A 15439-nucleotide genomic window follows, 5' to 3' on the forward strand; every position below is an offset into this window, starting at 1 on the left:
CTTCAATTATTGTTTTTTTCAATAAAAAACAAGGGTCAAGCAGCTGTGGATTTTATTCTTGAAAAGGGATAACATTTAATCAGAGCAAACGATATTCAGACGGTGTTACTCCCTTTATTTCTTTAAATTTTCTGTTGAAATTGGACTGGGATTGAAATCCTAATGCCCCAGAAATTTCGGTTATTGAGCGATTTTTTGACCGAAGTAGTTGTTGGCAAACATGTTCTAATCGGTAAGCAATCAAAAAGTCGAAAAACGTCTTGTTGGTATGCTGTTTAAAGAATCGACAAAACGAATTTTTTGTCATATAAGCTAAATCAAAATCCGTCCATAAAAGATGTAAGCCATATTTTGTGGATAGGTGAGATCATTTCAAAGGATGCCGTGGCTAGGAATGCCGTTTTTTATGGAGATAAGGCCATTGATCGATCTCCTTGTAGTACAGGCACTTCAGCTAGGATGGTTCTATTGGAAGCTAAAGGTAAGCTAGCAACTGGTGAGCCATTTGTGCATGAAAGTTTTATCAGTTCAAAATTTGTGGGTGTTGTGGAAAATAAATGTAAAGGTGGTAAATTTGGAGGGATTATACTAAGTATAACAGGTTGGGCAAGACAGTATGGATACAATGAGGTCTCTATTGATGAAGCAGATTCTTATCCTTTGGTTTCCAGATAATTTAAGAAAAGAAACATTATGAAAAGCACAGTAGTCGTTGGCGGAGGGATAATAGGGCTATGCTCTGCCTACTACCTGCACAAAAAAGGGCATAAGGTTACCGTTCTTGAAAAATCAGAACAACCTACAGGAGCCTCTATTGTAAATGCAGGATACCTTACTCCGAGCCACTTTGTGCCATTGGCAGCGCCTGGTGTTATTTTACAAGGGATAAAATGGATGCTAAACAGTAAAAGCCCTTTTTACATAAAACCTCGTTGGGATATAGAATTTTTTAAATGGGCTTGGGCTTTCTATAGGTCTTCTACAGCAAAAAAAGTAAAAAAAGCCATACCCGTTTTGCTTAATTTCAATCTTCTTAGTAGTCGATTATTTGATGAAATCAAAGAGTCAGGTGATTTAGGACCCTTTCACTTTGAAAGAAAAGGATTATTGATGCTTTATAAAACGGAAGCTTATGAAGCTAAAGAAAAAGAAATGGCCGAAAAGGGCACTGCTTTAAATCTTGAAGTAAATGGTGTTACAAAAAAGCAATTGCAAGAGATGCAACCAGAAGTAAATGTTTCTGCAAAAGGAGCCTGCCATTATCACTGTGACGCCCATAGTACCCCTATTGACTTTATGTCACGTATGGCAGACTACCTCACTCGATCTGGGGTGCGTATAGTGTATGGAGAAGCTGTTGAGTATTTTAATATTTCAGAGCATCGCATACAATCAGTAAAGACCAAAGAAAACACCTATGAGGCAGATAATGTGGTACTGGCAGCGGGAACTTGGAGCAGCAACTTGGCTAAAAAACTAGGCATTACACTTCAGATTCAGCCAGGCAAAGGCTATTGTATCAATGTATACAGGCCAACGGGCATTAAAATACCCGCTATCCTGAGTGAGGCAAAAATTGCCGTAACACCAATGGATGGCTTTACTCGATTTGCTGGCACCATGGAATTTTCGGGAATAAACCACAACATAAACAAAAACAGGGTGCAAGCAATTGCGGATGAAGTGAATACATATTACCCTGAAATAAAGATTACTGAAGAAGAGATCGATGCTGCAAAATGTGGTCTACGGCCTGTTTCACCAGATGGGCTACCCTACATCGGAAAAGTCGAGGGATTTGAGAATCTAGTCATTGCTACGGGTCATGCAATGATGGGATGGAGTCTTGGTCCTGGTACAGGAAAATTGGTATCTGAAATTATTTCAAATAAACAACTGTCCATGGATATAGGAGCATTTAACCCTAATCGAAAATTTTAAATTCATAAGGTCCTAGACTAGAAGCTAGTTTAAATGAGCCATTTGGGTATAATACTTAGGTTAGCCCTTCAGAACGAGGCATATTTTCTTTAAAGTTCAAAGAAGAGACCATAATACTATATGGCTTTAGTAAAAAAACACAAGACATTTTTATCAAAAACTGTAATTATTCAGAGTTAAATGTAACTTACTAAGTATAAACTCATTTTTTATTGAATAGTAAGGCTGCTTTAGAAAAGGAATTTTCAAGAAACGTTATGGATGCTCAAGGTATTATCCATAAGGTCAGCCGTATGTATTGCGATAATGAAGAGCATCGCAAGGATTTATTTCAAGAAATCCTAATTCAGTTATGGAAATCCTACACATCATTTAGGGGAGACTCCAAATTTTCGACTTGGATGTATCGGGTAGCTATTAATGTAGCTATTCAGGATTTGCGAAAAACTAAGAAGAAGCAACAACTCTTTTTTCAGACCGATCAGTTTAAGGACACTTCCCTGCCCAGCCGGCAGGCGGGTGAAGAAAAGAAATCAGAAGTTGAAAGCGAAAAACTGAAACTGATGCATGTTGCTATTTCTCAACTAAATAAAGTAGAAAAGGCCATAGTGATGCTGCACTTGGATGAAAAATCAAATGAAGAAATTGCAGAAATTGTGGGGATTACCCAAAATTATGTCCGTGTAAAGATGAACAGGATAAAAACAAAATTGTCTAAAACCGTAAAAGAGAATTAAGATGGAACTATTGGAATTAAAATCGGTTTGGAAAGCGGTGGTTGATGAAACAATCTCAAAGAACAATGTTGATGAGTTGGTCGTGGAAAAATTCATCAAGAAGGATTCAAAATCGGTATTGGTGAAGATTAAGAGAGTGATGTATTTTAAATTTATTTTTGGCACACTTACATTACTTGTGTGTTTTGTGATGCTCATAGGGTCTTATAAAAATCCAGAGCAATTCAGGTTTTTGGAACCCTTATTTAGCTTAATTGACAATCGAATCTTCTTGGCGACAATTATTGTCTTTATGACTGCAATGCTCTCTTGGAATTTTAGAGCCTTTCGTGAAATCAAACGTTTTGAAACGAAGACAACTACAATTAAAGAATCCTTAAAAAAATTTATTGACATAATGGGAAAGACGATAAAGCTCAATGTCTATTCTGGTGTTGCATTCAACTCCGCTGCGTTTGGTTGGATTGCCTATCTCGTTAACAACAGGAACCATTTTGTTGAAGGGACATTTAAAATAACGCTCCTAGTCGTATTGGTCATTCTTTTTGGTGCTGTTGTATTCTACTTCTTATCCCGCTATGAGCAAAAGGTCAAATTTGGTAACTATTTGAACCAATTGAAATCCAATTTAAAGGACCTTGACGAAAAATAATCTATTAAAAGTGTAATTCTAACTGCTTTCTTGTAACGTATTAGGTAAATAACAAATAATTTTTATGGTGCTTAAAAAGATTCTCAAGATTGTTGGAGTGCTAATTATGCTCATGGCTTTCCCGCTGATTCCAGACCATTATCCATGGTACTACCAGGTATTACTTTTTAATGTAGGACTAGTACTCTTTCTATCTACCAAGTGGAACAAATTAAAGAACGAATTGGGCATTATCAATAAAAAATAAAACTCATCAGTAATGAATACTTCAGTAAAATTTAAAGATTACAATCGCATTCAAAAAATAGGAACTATCCTAATAATTATTGCAGGCGCAATGACCTTGGCAAAGATGTTCAATATTTTGAAGGTAAGTCATTTTGTCGAAGAAGATCTCCCCAACTATATTTTTCTTGTAGGTGGCTTTTTGGTTTTATTACCTTTTATAATTAAACGTTTTAAAGGGAAGAACACATCCAATAAGGCAACAGTTTTTCTTATGATGCTCTTTACTAGCTTTGGTGTCATAGCACAGGACTATTCAAAACAAGTTGCTGCTTTTCAACAAAGTTTTTCTGAAAAATCCGTAACACCCCTAAAGGATTATGTGAGTGCTGAATTGAAATTTGACCCAATTCCTGTGGCAAATACACCAGCTATACTCAATAACATTGTTTCCAATCTTCCTAAATTGAATTCAATGACCATTTTAGAAAGTTCTGAAGGGAAGGCAAAAGTGAAATATGATTTTGTAGCATTAGGTGTCCGAGAATCTTATGTTTATTTTGATGCTGAAGGTAAGTTTACACGTATTGAGCTTATTGAAAACCTAATAAAGCAAGAAATGGATGCACAGAAAAAAATGAAAGAGAGTGTGCAACTACCAAGCCCTGGTGCATTAGGTGAAAAATATCAGCCCGTAAAGGTTGAGTTTAAGGCAGCAGATGGGCTATCGATACATGGAAATCTTTATGATATTGGAAAGGACAAACCCATTGTGCTATTGTGTCACCAAGCCGGTTATAACCGTTTTGAATATGCGGATATCGCACCCAAACTGAATGAGATGGGGTATAACTGTTTGGCAGTCGATTTACGTTCGGGCGGAAACTTTGCAGGAAAATCGAATATTACTGCGGAACGAGCCAAAAATGAAGGCCTAAAAAACCAAATGGTCGATGCACAACAGGATATAAAAGCAGCAATTGAATTTCTAGCTAAGAAATACAACCAAAAGATGATTGTTTGGGGAAGTTCCTATTCCTCTAGTCTGGCATTGCTTGAAGGTGTTTCAAACGACAACGTAAAAGCTATCATTGCCTTTAGTCCGGGTGACTATTTTGGTGATGCAGCACCTTCGTTAAGTACAGCTTTCCTGCCGGCCAAACAGGCGGGTGCGAAAGCGGATAAACCATTCTTGGTAACCTCTTCAAAAGAAGAATCTCAAGCATTAACTGCTTTGATAGGGGATTCAAAATTAAGCGAAAAGCAATCACAGTTCATTCCGAAATCAGAAGGATTTCATGGCTCAAAAGCACTATGGACAGGGCAAAAAGGAGCGGAGGAATATTGGGATGCTATAGTTACTTTTCTTGGTTCAATCAACTAAAAAAACATTAATTTTATGTGTTTAACCCTTCAAATTTAACCGTGTCAAATATGAGTTACATCCCTTCTGATGGTTTTCCATACTATTTTGACCTTGCAGGAAATATGAGTTGTCACAAACTTTTTTCTTCTACATCCACATTTGAATTCTTGGAATCCATAGATGAGAAAAAAGCGACTTACCGTTATGCAAGAGATAAGTGGAGTATTAAACAGGTAGTAGGGCATATTACCGACCACGAGAGGATAAAGATGTCGCGTGCACATCTTCTCAGTAGAAATGAAACAGTAAACCTATGGAGCTATGACCAAAATGCCTTAGTTGAAAATAGTCGTTTTGATGAGTTGACTTTTAAATATATGGTTTATGATTTTAAGAATGTAAGGAAGGCGAGCATCAGTTTTATAGAAGGCTTATCAGAGGATCAACTTAAAATAAAAGGAAAGGCCAATGACTATGAAATAACCTTAGAGGACTTTCTTAAGTCAATTATTGGGCACGAAATACATCACGTAAACATCATTAAAGAGAAATACTTTTAAAAAATGAAAACGATATCTTGGTCATTATCGAAGGAAAGAGTAAAGAAACGCAAAGGATGGGTTGCGTTAGGCAACACACTTATTATTACAGGTTTTTTGAGTTTTAGTAATCATCCTGATTGGGGTGTTTGGTGTGCTGCAATCGGCTTTATAATAACAGGCGTTAGCCTACTAAAAAAGTAAGATTATGAAAAACAACCTTTCGCACTTCGCTATTTATATAGATGATATTGACCGGGCAAAGACATTTTATTCCAGTTTGTTTGGATGGGATTATAGCAGTTATGGGCAGGATGATTTCTTGCAAATCAAAGACAGGCCTGACGACGAAGGCAAATTAATTGGTGCATTACAGTCAAGAAAGTACAGTCCCATAGACGAGAAGATTAATGGTTTTGAATGTTCTATTTCCGTTTCAGATATTGATGAGATTATTGCCAAGATTGAAGCCAACAGCGGCAAAATCGTGATGCCAAAAACCGAAATACCGTATGTGGGTTGGCTAGTAAAGTTTCTGGACACTGAAGGAAATATTGTTTGTGTAGTTCAGTACCATAACCAATCCTAATAACAAATGTCAGAAACTAGAGAACTGCATCCAGATTTTTTAAGACACCTAAAGTATAAAGAGCAAGCACTCATAGATTTATATCTAGAATTAAGAAGTTTTATCTTGTCTATCCACCCTAATAGCAACGAGCTTTTGTATCACACCCACGCATTAACGTCTTTATATTCCGTATCTGAAAAGATGTCTGATGCCTTTTGTATGATTCCTATTTATACCAACCACTTTAATCTTGGTTTCAACAAAGGTGCATTGTTAAATGATCCAAATAATTTGCTGCAAGGAACAGGGAAATTGATTAGGCATATTCCCATAAATTCTACTGAAGATTTTCAAGATAAAAAAGTTAAGGGTTTATTGGAGAATGCTATTGCCTTGGCAATTGAAGATTCTAATGCGAAGAAATTAAATGAAGGACTTACAATATCGAAAATTAAAGGATGACTAAAGGCAATTTTAAAAATTAAAACTACCATTTATAATGGTATCAAAAATGGATAAAAAGACCAAGCTAACTGTTCTATTTTTTTGCATACTGAAGCTCTTTATGCATTTGTGGGCTGATTCTAATTCGGGTTTTCAAGGCGATGAACTCTTGCATATAGAAACTGGAAATAATTTGGCGTTTGGTTATATGGAATTTCCACCGCTAATTGGGGTCTTGGCATTTATCCAAAACCTGTTTCAGTCTGAAGCCGTCATGGTACACCATATTTTTCCTCATATTGCTGCAATTCTCATTATCATTCTTGTTTCTAAAATCACTGTTGAATTGGGCGGGAAAACAAAAGCTGTGCTTTTGGTTTTGACTTGTATTATTATTGCACCAGCCTTTGGACGTTCCCAACAGTTATTTCAACCAGTAGTTTTTAGTCAGTTGTTCTGGGTGTTGAATTTCTTCTTACTTCTTAAATACATTAAGTACTTAGATAAAAAATATTTATGGTATTTAACCTTGACTACTGCATTGGCATTTTTGACTAAATATGATGCAGTGTTTTTTGTTTTTGGTGTTTCAGCATTGCTATTTTTTAGATTTACCAGACTGGCGTTGTTTAGAGATAAATTTTGGTGGAACATTTTCGTCTTTATTTTATTGATAAGTCCAAACCTTATTTGGCAAGTCCTTAACGATTTTCCGGTTCTAAAAATGTTTGACCGACTTTATGAAACACAGTTGGTCAAACAAGCACCTATAGAAGTTGTACAAGGCCTTTTTATGGCATTGAATCCATTAACATTGTTCATTACGATTCCGGCAATTATTTCAATGTTTCATAATTCAACAAAAGCCTATAAACCCTTAAAGGTATCGGTATTGTTATCTGTTATTTTTTTAGCGTTTAGTCAAGGAAAGAGCTACTACTTTTATCCTATTGTATTAACGATTTTACCATTTGGTGGTGTATTTTGGGTACACACTATTCTACCAAAAAGGAAATGGTTGATCTACCCAACTGGGATTATTCTTTTAACAGGAGTTTTTTTGATTCCTTTTGGCATGCCTATATTTCCGTTGAAAAGTTATTTAAAATACGATTATCCGTTTGAAAATAGAGAGGTTGTAAAGGATGGTCAGTTCAATGTTAGATTTGATGAAAGATATTCAAAAGAAAAATGGGCTGTTACATTGAAGGAATTGAAAAATGTGTACGACAGCCTTCCAAATAGAGAAAAAAACAATACCATAATTTGGGGAAAGCATTACGCACAGGCAGGAGCAGTTAACCTTTTTAATGAGCGATACGATTTGCCAGAGGCATTCTCCTTACACGGAAGCTTTTACAATTGGGTGCCAAAAGGCGAGATGCCAGAAACAACGATAGGTTTAGGTTATAACGTAGGAGACTTTTTTAAGGGATATTTTGAAGAGGTAATTAAAGTAAAAACAATTTATAACCCATATTCAGAAACTGAAGAAGAGCAACATCAACATATTTACATTTGCAAGAACCCCAAACAAACATTTAACGAGTTAAAAACGCTATTTAATGATCGGGTATTTGAATAAAAGCAGCATATAGCACCTCCATCATATACCTTTGGCAATACTTAAAGCTACAACTATTAAAAGCTTCACAATATTTACTTCAAAGTTCGGGTAAATTAATAGACTTTATTCCTAGTATCCCAGTTTTTAACTGGTCTCCAGAAACTCTTAATTCTATATCACCAGGTTCTTCGGTGGATTGTACTAAAACAACTAATTTTCCACTGAATAACTTCATAGTTGGTAAGTGAAACAATTCTAGAGAAGTTGGGTCGCCATTACATGCTGCTCTATAAGAGCCTTTACCGATGACTTCAAAATTTAGCTGGTTCGTTGCTGTAGGGCAAGGTATGCCGTCTTTATCTACTACAGAAACCGTAACAAAAGCCAAGTCTTCCCCGTTGGCTTTTAGTGTTTTTACATCTGGGTCTAACACAATTTGATATGGTTCACCCGCAGTTTTCACTTCTTTTTCAGCAACAGGATTTCCATCGTTATCAAAAGCAACAACTTTTAAAGTGCCGGGTTCATATTTTACGTCCATCCACATTAAGCGGTAACGGTGTTGCGGGGAGGAATCATTTTTCTCTTGAACGCCCAGACTTTCCCCGTTTAAAAATAATTCGGTACTCTCATAGCTGGTATAAACAAATACAGGAGTTGTTTCTCCCTCTCTACCTTCCCAGTTCCAATGGGGTAAAATATGTAGGGTTTCATCTTCAGTATTCCAACGACTTCTGTAGAGATAAAACCTGTCTTTTGGTAGACCTGCTAAATCACTAATGCCAAAATAAGAGCTACGGGATGGCCAAGCTTCATCATATGGAGTTGGTTCGCCTAAGTAATCAAATCCTGTCCAAACAAACTCGCCAATCACCCAAGGTTTATCATCTTGAAGCACAAAATCATCGTCGGGCAGATTAGACCAGCTACAATATTCTAAGTCGTAAGAGGAAGATTGAAAATCATCATAAGTTTTCATACTCGCTTTTTCAACAGGGAATTTATAAATACCTCTTGAACTTACCGTGGATGCTGTTTCAGAGCCTAAAAGAAAGCCCTGTGGAAAACGCTCGTAAGCTTCCTCATATAAATGCACGCGGTAATTTAGACCTGGGACATCCATAATGGCACCAAAGCCTGACTCCATAACAGCTTTTACTTGATCCATACCAACAGTTACTGGTCGTGTAGGATCTTCTCTATGAAAAATGTCTTGCAACCACTTTGCACGTTTTACACCTTCACTTCCCCATTGGTCGGGGACTTCGTTACCGGAACTCCACATGACGATACTTGGGTGGTTTCTGGTCGCTCTTACTAAGTTGACAATATCTTTTTCTGCATATTCATCAAAGAAACGATTATAACCATTTTCGACTTTTGGTTTTTTCCATTCATCAAAACTTTCGGCTAAGAACATAAAACCCATTTCGTCGCATAGCTCTAATTGTTCTAAGGATGGCATATTGTGTGCGCTTCTAATGGCATCGCAACCCATATCCTTTAATATTTTGAGTTGACGCCTTAATGCCGATTTGTTAACCGCTGTACCTATTGGTCCTAAATCGTGATGCAAGCAGACACCTTTAAATTTTCTGATTTCTCCGTTTAGACTAAAACCAGTATCAGGACTGTAATCTATGGTTCTTATACCAAAGCGTTGTTTAATCTCATCTTTAAGGATAGTTCCGTTATATAATTTTAAAATTGCAGTATATAAATAGGGTGATTCTGGGCTCCATAGATTGGGTTTTTTTATCTTAATATTCTGTTCAAATTCATTATTGATTGAAGTTGTACTTTCAATGGTGTTTACTAGGGTTCCTCCATTGTCATATATTTCAGCAACTAACCTTAGGTCATTACCAGTAATTTTAGTTTTAATATTGACTTTGGCCTCGTCCGCAGTAACTGAAGGAGTGGTTATGAAGGTTCCCCATTGATTAAAGCTTTCATTGTTTTTAACTATAATACTTACATTTCTATATAAGCCTGCACCGGGATACCATCTTGAAGATTTTCCGACGTTAGTCAGTTTTACGGCCAGTGTATTTTTGTTGGTACCATTGATGTGTTTAGTAATATCGAAGTAGAAGTAGCTATAACCATATTTCCATTCACCAATTTTATGACCATTTAAAAACACTTCGGGTTCACTCATAGCACCTTCAAAAAGAAGCAGGACTTTTTTATTTGAGTCGAAATTATCAAGTGAAAACACATTTCTGTACCAACCTTCTCCGATATAGGGTAAGGCTCCAGTTCTTCCGGTTTTTTCAGTGGCCACTTCTTCACCATTTTGAACAATTGCTATGGATTGTTTGTCTATTTCTTTATCAAAAGGACCGTAAATTGCCCAATCGTGAGGTACAGTTACCGATTCCCAATCAGTATCGTTAAAATCTATTGCTTTGGCATCGGGATGACTGCCTTTATTGAACTTCCAATCTTTTTTTAAAATAATGACTTCTCTTGTGTCTTCTGGTGATGCACATTGAAAGCAAATTAATGCTACAAGTAGTGTAATAAAATTGATAGCAATTTTCATTTATAAAACAGGTTGGGGTGTAAGTAAATAAGCATTATGACACTTCATCGTAAACAAATTTAATAAATTTTTACAAAACCATACCAGTACGTACCAGTTAATTTTTATATTTGATACATGAGAGTTATAAAAGTGAGTAAAAGTAAGGGTGTGCCTAAGTACCGTCAAATTGTCCATTCAATTGAGAATGCGTTGGATAGTGGAGCTCTTAAAAAAAGTGACAAACTCCCATCTGTGAACAGTATCCGTAATGAGTTTTCGTTGTCTAGGGACACCGTGTTTAAAGCTTTTAATGAATTAAAAAAACGTGGTATTATTGAATCTGTAGCGGGCAAAGGATATTACATAAAAAGTGAGGATGTTAATGTGTCAAAAAAAGTTTTTTTGCTTTTTGATGAGCTTAATGCTTTTAAAGAAGATTTGTACAATGCCTTTTTAAGTGCTTTAGATACCAATGTACAGGTTGATATATTCTTTCATCATTTTAATGAAGATGTCTTTGAAAAGTACATAAATGATAGTTCAGGGTCTTATAATTATTATGTTATCATGCCAGCTAATCTTAAAAATGTTTCAAGTATAGTGAGTCCTCTACCTAAGGATAAAGTATATATTCTCGATCAGACAAATACAAGTTTAGATGATTATGCAAGTGTATTTCAAAACTTTGAAAGCAATGTCTATAAAGGCTTAACTGAATTAAAATCAAAACTTAAGACATATAAGCAGCTGATATTTGTTAACCCTAAATCAAATCAGCCAGAAGGCATTTTAAATGGGTTTAACCGTTTTGTTGAAGCAAATTCAATACGATGTAATGAGATTTCAGACGTGTCAAAACTGCAGCCTAGATTAGGTGATGTTTATTTTGTTTTGGATGATCGAAGTCTTATTGAACTCATAAAAAAGATCCAAATAAAAGAACTGATTATTGGTAAAGATGTAGGCATTATTGCCTATAACGATTCACTGCTTAAGGAAATAGTTGTAGGAGGTATTACTACAATTTCTACAAACTTTAAATTGATGGGTGAGCAAATGGCAAAAATTATAATGAATGAAGAGCATGCCCAAGTTGAAAATCCAAATGAAGTCATAATTAGAAAATCCCTATAAAAATTTGTACGCTGTAAAACATATAGAAAAAAACGGTCTTCGGTTTTTGGAGTTACAGAACCCTTATGAATCTTCACGTCTTAGTATTTGTCTCGATCAAGGCGGAAGGTTGGATGAGTTAGTGCTTAAAAATACTTCAGTATTGGCAGATTTTTCTGTATCGGACTATCAGAGTAAATATCAGTCGGCCATTCTTTTCCCTTTTGTAGGTCGTATTAAAGATGGACGTTATCATTTTAATGATGAGAATTATCAATTAACCTGTAATGAAGTAGATAAAAACAATGCGCTTCACGGTTTGGTTTATAATAAGAAGTTTGAATATGTAAAAAGTGAACTTAAAAATGATATTGGTATAGTGGTCTTGAGATATCGACAAACTGAAAGGCAATCGGGCTTCCCATTTAAATATACCATTGAGTTAATTTATGAGTTGCGAAAAGACAATCTTTCCTTAAAATTGAGCGTGAAAAATGAAGATGTGGCGGAGTTTCCATTTTCATTAGGTTGGCATCCTTACTTTAAAAGTTCAAATTTGGATTGCAGTCACTTGTATTTTGATAGTGATGAAAAATTCATTTTTGACGAACGTCTAGTTCCAGAAAAGCGTTTAAAGCTAAAGACTAAGATGCCTTTCGAATTTAAAAATATCAAACTTGACGATTGCTACCTCTTAAAGTCTAACAAAGTCCATTTATTTACACCAGATTATCAGTTAAAATTAATAGTATCTTCTAAGAAGATTTTTTTGCAATTATATACACCAGAGAGACAAAACACAATTGCCATTGAGCCCATGACTGGTCCAGCAAATAATTTCAACAATAAAATCAACTTGAAGGTTTTAAAACCTAATGAGATATATGTCATAGAATGGACAGTTTCCATTCACTCCATTAAAAAAGAAACTAACTAAATATTATCTAAACTATGCAATTCTTAACATTTATTGGATTTACGGCGATTGTTGCTATTATATCCTACATAAAAACCAGAAAAACTGAAGAAGCTACTTCAGATGGCTATTTTCTTGGTGGCCGTAGCTTAACTGCAGGTGTTATTGCTGGATCATTATTGTTGACTAACCTTTCAACGGAACAGATTGTAGGTCTTAATGGCTCAGCATACCAAAGTGGTTTATCTGTTATGGTATGGGAAACGTTAGCGGCTATTGCTATGATTGTAACAGCTATGTTTTTGCTGCCACGTTATCTAAAAGATGGGCTAACAACGGTTCCTGGTTTTTTGGCAAAACGCTTTGACGTAACGACCAAAACATTAACATCAGTATTGTTTTTAACGGGGTATGTTGTTGTGTTACTTCCTGTGATACTATACTCGGGGTCATTGGCAATTAGCGGTATGTTTGATATCCCAGAATTGTTAGGTGTTACCCAAGTACAATCCATTTGGATCTGTGTGTGGGGTATAGGTATTGTAGGTTCTATCTATGCGGTTTTTGGCGGACTGAAAGCTGTTGCGGTATCCGATACAATTAATGCCATTGGACTGTTAATAGGTGGAATTTTAATCCCAATTTTTGGATTAATGCTCATTGGAGATGGGAATGTTTTAGATGGGCTATCAATATTGACAACAGAAAATCCAGAAAAGTTTAAATCCATGGGCGGACCAACAGACCCAGTGCCTTTCTATACCATTTTTACCGGAATGATGTTGGTTCAGTTATTCTATTGGGGTACCAACCAGCAAATTATACAAAGAGCATTGGCGGCAAAAAACTTAAAGGAAGGTCAAAAAGGATTATTGTTGGCGTCATTTATAAAAATTCTAGGCCCCATAATTGTGGTATTACCTGGATTAATAGCGTTTCATGTATTTCAAGGCAACTTAGAGACTGCAGATAGTGCCTATCCTATGTTGGTTAAAAAAGTTTTACCAAATGCTTGGGTTGGCTTTTTTGCGGCAGTACTTTTTGGTGCGATACTAAGTTCGTTTAATAGTGTTTTGAACAGTTCTGTAACTCTTTTCGGTATCGATGTTTATAAGCAGCATATTAATAAAGATGCAAATGAAAAAACAGTAGTAAAATATGGAAAAACCTTTGGGGTCATTTTAGCCATTGCATCTATGTTTATTGCGCCAATGATTGCAAATGCAGGAAGCCTCTTCGATTATCTACAAGAGATTAATGGCATTTATAGTATTCCGATATTAACCATTATAGTTGTTGGTTACCTAACAAAGCGTGTGCCTGCTATTGCAGCTAAAATAGGCTTGGTGTCTGGGTGCTTATTATACATTTTAAGCCAGTTTATTATGCAGCCTTATTTTATCGATAAGGCTCTGGATGAAGCTAAAGGTTCTGGTATTACAGATGAAGCATCTCTTGCCTTGGTTGAAGTCGGTGCCTATCCCCATTTTTTGGATGTTATGGCCATACTATTTTTATTAAATATTGCCATTATGCTCTTTGTCGGAAAACTGAGACCAAGGAAAGAAGCCTATGTACAAGAGTATACTAAACAAGTGGATATTTCCCCTTGGAAATATACCAAACCAGTAGGATTAGCTATATGTGTCGTCGTTATTGGGGTTTATGTTTATTTCGCTTAACTATGGATAAAAAATTAATAACATCTGTAAAAAAAGGGTATAAAGACCTTTACAAAACGGATCCTTTGTGCGTTTTTTCACCTGGCAGAATCAATATTATAGGAGAGCATACTGACTATAACAATGGTTATGTATTACCGGCCGCTATCGATAAAGGCATTGTTTTAGCAATAGGAAAAAGTGACTCAAACCACTCTACAATCACTTCAATTGATATGAATGACCAAATGGTATTGAATTTTGAAGAGTTAGAAAGAATTGATGCTAATAATTGGAAAAATTATATCATCGGAGTCATTGCTGAAATATTTAAAAAAGGAAAAGTAGTGCCTAATTTTAACTGTGTTTTTGCAGGGAACATTCCTGTAGGATCTGGGTTGTCTTCATCTGCAGCCTTAGAAAATAGTTTGGCATTTGGTTGTAATGAACTATTCAATTTAGGGTTCAGTAAAAAAGAGCTGATTTATATATCTCAAAGTGCAGAGCACAATTATGTTGGTGTAAACTGTGGAATTATGGATCAATTTGCCAGTATGTTTGGAGAAAAGGATAAGGCCTTGTTTCTAGATTGCAAGTATATAAAAACTGAGACGATACCTGTAAATCTTAATGATTATGAAATTATACTTATAAATAGTAATGTAAAACATGCTTTGGCTGAGAGCGAATACAATAATAGGTATGCAGTATGTCAAAAAATCGTTAACCTACTTAATAAACCGTCACTTAGAGAGGTTTCTTATGAAGATCTTTCGTCTGTAAGAGACAAAATTACAGAATCAGAATATAAAAAGGGATTATATATACTTCAAGAAAATGAAAGGGTAATAGATTGTAAGGAAGCCTTAAAAAACAATGATCTTTTAAGGGTAGGAGAATTGCTTTTTCAATCACATGAAGGGCAAAGTAAAATGTACGATATCAGTTGTAAGGAATTAGATTTCTTGGTCAATGTAGCAAAGCAAAGTGATTCGGTTATTGGTGCTAGAATGATGGGTGGTGGATTTGGGGGATGTACAATAAATGTTGTGCTTAAGAACGAATCGGAACATTTTAAAAATGAAGTTTCAGAGGCATATAAACTAGAATTAGATAATGAATGTAGCATTTATAGCGTAGTGCTATCTGAAGGAACACAATTGATAAAATAAAAATT

Annotated in this window: 16 protein-coding genes; 14 read left to right on the top strand and 2 right to left on the bottom strand. The window is 35.5% G+C overall.

From position 1 onward, the window contains the following. Positions 1-79 precede the first annotated feature (79 nt). Positions 80-307, bottom strand: coding sequence for a helix-turn-helix domain-containing protein (locus ACFEMA_RS06655; protein WP_411767286.1), 228 nt, complete (start codon positions 305-307; stop codon positions 80-82). Between ACFEMA_RS06655 and ACFEMA_RS06660 the strand changes: the two genes are divergently transcribed. From ACFEMA_RS06660 to ACFEMA_RS06705, 10 genes are all read left to right on the top strand, one after another. Beyond that, positions 301-675, top strand: coding sequence for a proline racemase family protein (locus ACFEMA_RS06660; protein ID WP_411767287.1), 375 nt, complete (start codon positions 301-303; stop codon positions 673-675). The two genes, ACFEMA_RS06655 and ACFEMA_RS06660, sit on opposite strands and share 7 nt — an antisense overlap. Before the next feature lie 18 nt (positions 676-693). After that, positions 694-1941, top strand: a complete 1248-nt coding sequence (locus ACFEMA_RS06665; protein ID WP_411767288.1) for an NAD(P)/FAD-dependent oxidoreductase — start codon at positions 694-696, stop codon at positions 1939-1941. Positions 1942-2153: 212 nt separating this feature from the next. Beyond that, complete coding sequence (locus ACFEMA_RS06670; protein WP_411767289.1) at positions 2154-2678, top strand: RNA polymerase sigma factor; 525 nt, start codon at positions 2154-2156, stop codon at positions 2676-2678. Between the two features lies 1 nt (position 2679). Then, complete coding sequence (locus ACFEMA_RS06675) at positions 2680-3330, top strand: hypothetical protein (protein ID WP_411767290.1); 651 nt, start codon at positions 2680-2682, stop codon at positions 3328-3330. A gap of 64 nt (positions 3331-3394) precedes the next feature. Further along, positions 3395-3577 carry a hypothetical protein gene (locus ACFEMA_RS06680; RefSeq protein WP_411767291.1) on the top strand — a complete coding sequence of 61 codons (183 nt, stop codon included), beginning with the start codon at positions 3395-3397 and terminating at the stop codon, positions 3575-3577. Between the two features lie 12 nt (positions 3578-3589). Beyond that, the gene (locus ACFEMA_RS06685) at positions 3590-4939 is read left to right on the top strand and encodes an alpha/beta hydrolase (protein WP_411767292.1); all 1350 of its coding nucleotides are present in this window, start codon (positions 3590-3592) and stop codon (positions 4937-4939) included. Between the two features lie 50 nt (positions 4940-4989). Beyond that, on the top strand, positions 4990-5481 hold the full coding sequence (locus ACFEMA_RS06690; protein WP_411767293.1) for a DinB family protein: 492 nt from the start codon (positions 4990-4992) through the stop codon (positions 5479-5481). A 187-nt stretch (positions 5482-5668) separates the two neighbouring features. After that, positions 5669-6049 (top strand): VOC family protein, encoded by a 381-nt coding sequence (locus ACFEMA_RS06695; protein ID WP_411767294.1) that lies wholly within the window; start codon positions 5669-5671, stop codon positions 6047-6049. 6 nt (positions 6050-6055) lie between these two features. Beyond that, the gene (locus ACFEMA_RS06700; RefSeq protein WP_411767295.1) at positions 6056-6493 is read left to right on the top strand and encodes a DUF1801 domain-containing protein; all 438 of its coding nucleotides are present in this window, start codon (positions 6056-6058) and stop codon (positions 6491-6493) included. A 103-nt stretch (positions 6494-6596) separates the two neighbouring features. Further along, a complete protein-coding gene (locus ACFEMA_RS06705; RefSeq protein ID WP_411767297.1) occupies positions 6597-8060 on the top strand; it encodes an ArnT family glycosyltransferase in 1464 nt (487 codons plus the stop codon). 79 nt (positions 8061-8139) lie between these two features. On the opposite strand, the gene ACFEMA_RS06710 is transcribed toward ACFEMA_RS06705, so the two are convergent. After that, positions 8140-10590, bottom strand: coding sequence for a DUF4982 domain-containing protein (locus ACFEMA_RS06710; protein ID WP_411767298.1), 2451 nt, complete (start codon positions 10588-10590; stop codon positions 8140-8142). 117 nt (positions 10591-10707) lie between these two features. Between ACFEMA_RS06710 and ACFEMA_RS06715 the strand changes: the two genes are divergently transcribed. The 4 genes from ACFEMA_RS06715 to galK are packed head-to-tail and all read left to right on the top strand — an operon-like array spanning position 10708 to position 15434. After that, positions 10708-11706: a GntR family transcriptional regulator gene (locus ACFEMA_RS06715; protein ID WP_411767299.1), complete on the top strand. Its 999-nt coding sequence runs from the start codon at positions 10708-10710 to the stop codon at positions 11704-11706. A 4-nt stretch (positions 11707-11710) separates the two neighbouring features. Continuing rightward, positions 11711-12622: an aldose 1-epimerase gene (locus ACFEMA_RS06720; RefSeq protein WP_411767300.1), complete on the top strand. Its 912-nt coding sequence runs from the start codon at positions 11711-11713 to the stop codon at positions 12620-12622. 14 nt (positions 12623-12636) lie between these two features. Next, on the top strand, positions 12637-14283 hold the full coding sequence (locus ACFEMA_RS06725) for a solute:sodium symporter family transporter (protein ID WP_411767301.1): 1647 nt from the start codon (positions 12637-12639) through the stop codon (positions 14281-14283). A gap of 2 nt (positions 14284-14285) precedes the next feature. Next, the gene (galK, locus tag ACFEMA_RS06730) at positions 14286-15434 is read left to right on the top strand and encodes a galactokinase (RefSeq protein ID WP_411767302.1); all 1149 of its coding nucleotides are present in this window, start codon (positions 14286-14288) and stop codon (positions 15432-15434) included. Positions 15435-15439: the final 5 nt, after the last annotated feature.

Origin of the sequence: Winogradskyella sp. A3E31, from assembly GCF_046720935.1 — a bacterium.
Classification (GTDB): Bacteria; Bacteroidota; Bacteroidia; order Flavobacteriales; family Flavobacteriaceae; genus Winogradskyella.

What these genes read in the sequence shown, in the direction of transcription:
- ACFEMA_RS06655 (WP_411767286.1), bottom strand. Translation starts at nt 307, where the DNA reads ATGACAAAAAATTCGTTTTGTCGATTCTTTAAACAGCATACCAACAAG.
- ACFEMA_RS06665 (WP_411767288.1), top strand. Translation starts at nt 694, where the DNA reads ATGAAAAGCACAGTAGTCGTTGGCGGAGGGATAATAGGGCTATGCTCT.
- ACFEMA_RS06675 (WP_411767290.1), top strand. Translation starts at nt 2,680, where the DNA reads ATGGAACTATTGGAATTAAAATCGGTTTGGAAAGCGGTGGTTGATGAA.
- ACFEMA_RS06680 (WP_411767291.1), top strand. Translation starts at nt 3,395, where the DNA reads ATGGTGCTTAAAAAGATTCTCAAGATTGTTGGAGTGCTAATTATGCTC.
- ACFEMA_RS06685 (WP_411767292.1), top strand. Translation starts at nt 3,590, where the DNA reads ATGAATACTTCAGTAAAATTTAAAGATTACAATCGCATTCAAAAAATA.
- ACFEMA_RS06690 (WP_411767293.1), top strand. Translation starts at nt 4,990, where the DNA reads ATGAGTTACATCCCTTCTGATGGTTTTCCATACTATTTTGACCTTGCA.
- ACFEMA_RS06695 (WP_411767294.1), top strand. Translation starts at nt 5,669, where the DNA reads ATGAAAAACAACCTTTCGCACTTCGCTATTTATATAGATGATATTGAC.
- ACFEMA_RS06700 (WP_411767295.1), top strand. Translation starts at nt 6,056, where the DNA reads ATGTCAGAAACTAGAGAACTGCATCCAGATTTTTTAAGACACCTAAAG.
- ACFEMA_RS06705 (WP_411767297.1), top strand. Translation starts at nt 6,597, where the DNA reads ATGCATTTGTGGGCTGATTCTAATTCGGGTTTTCAAGGCGATGAACTC.
- ACFEMA_RS06710 (WP_411767298.1), bottom strand. Translation starts at nt 10,590, where the DNA reads ATGAAAATTGCTATCAATTTTATTACACTACTTGTAGCATTAATTTGC.
- ACFEMA_RS06715 (WP_411767299.1), top strand. Translation starts at nt 10,708, where the DNA reads ATGAGAGTTATAAAAGTGAGTAAAAGTAAGGGTGTGCCTAAGTACCGT.
- ACFEMA_RS06725 (WP_411767301.1), top strand. Translation starts at nt 12,637, where the DNA reads ATGCAATTCTTAACATTTATTGGATTTACGGCGATTGTTGCTATTATA.
- galK (WP_411767302.1), top strand. Translation starts at nt 14,286, where the DNA reads ATGGATAAAAAATTAATAACATCTGTAAAAAAAGGGTATAAAGACCTT.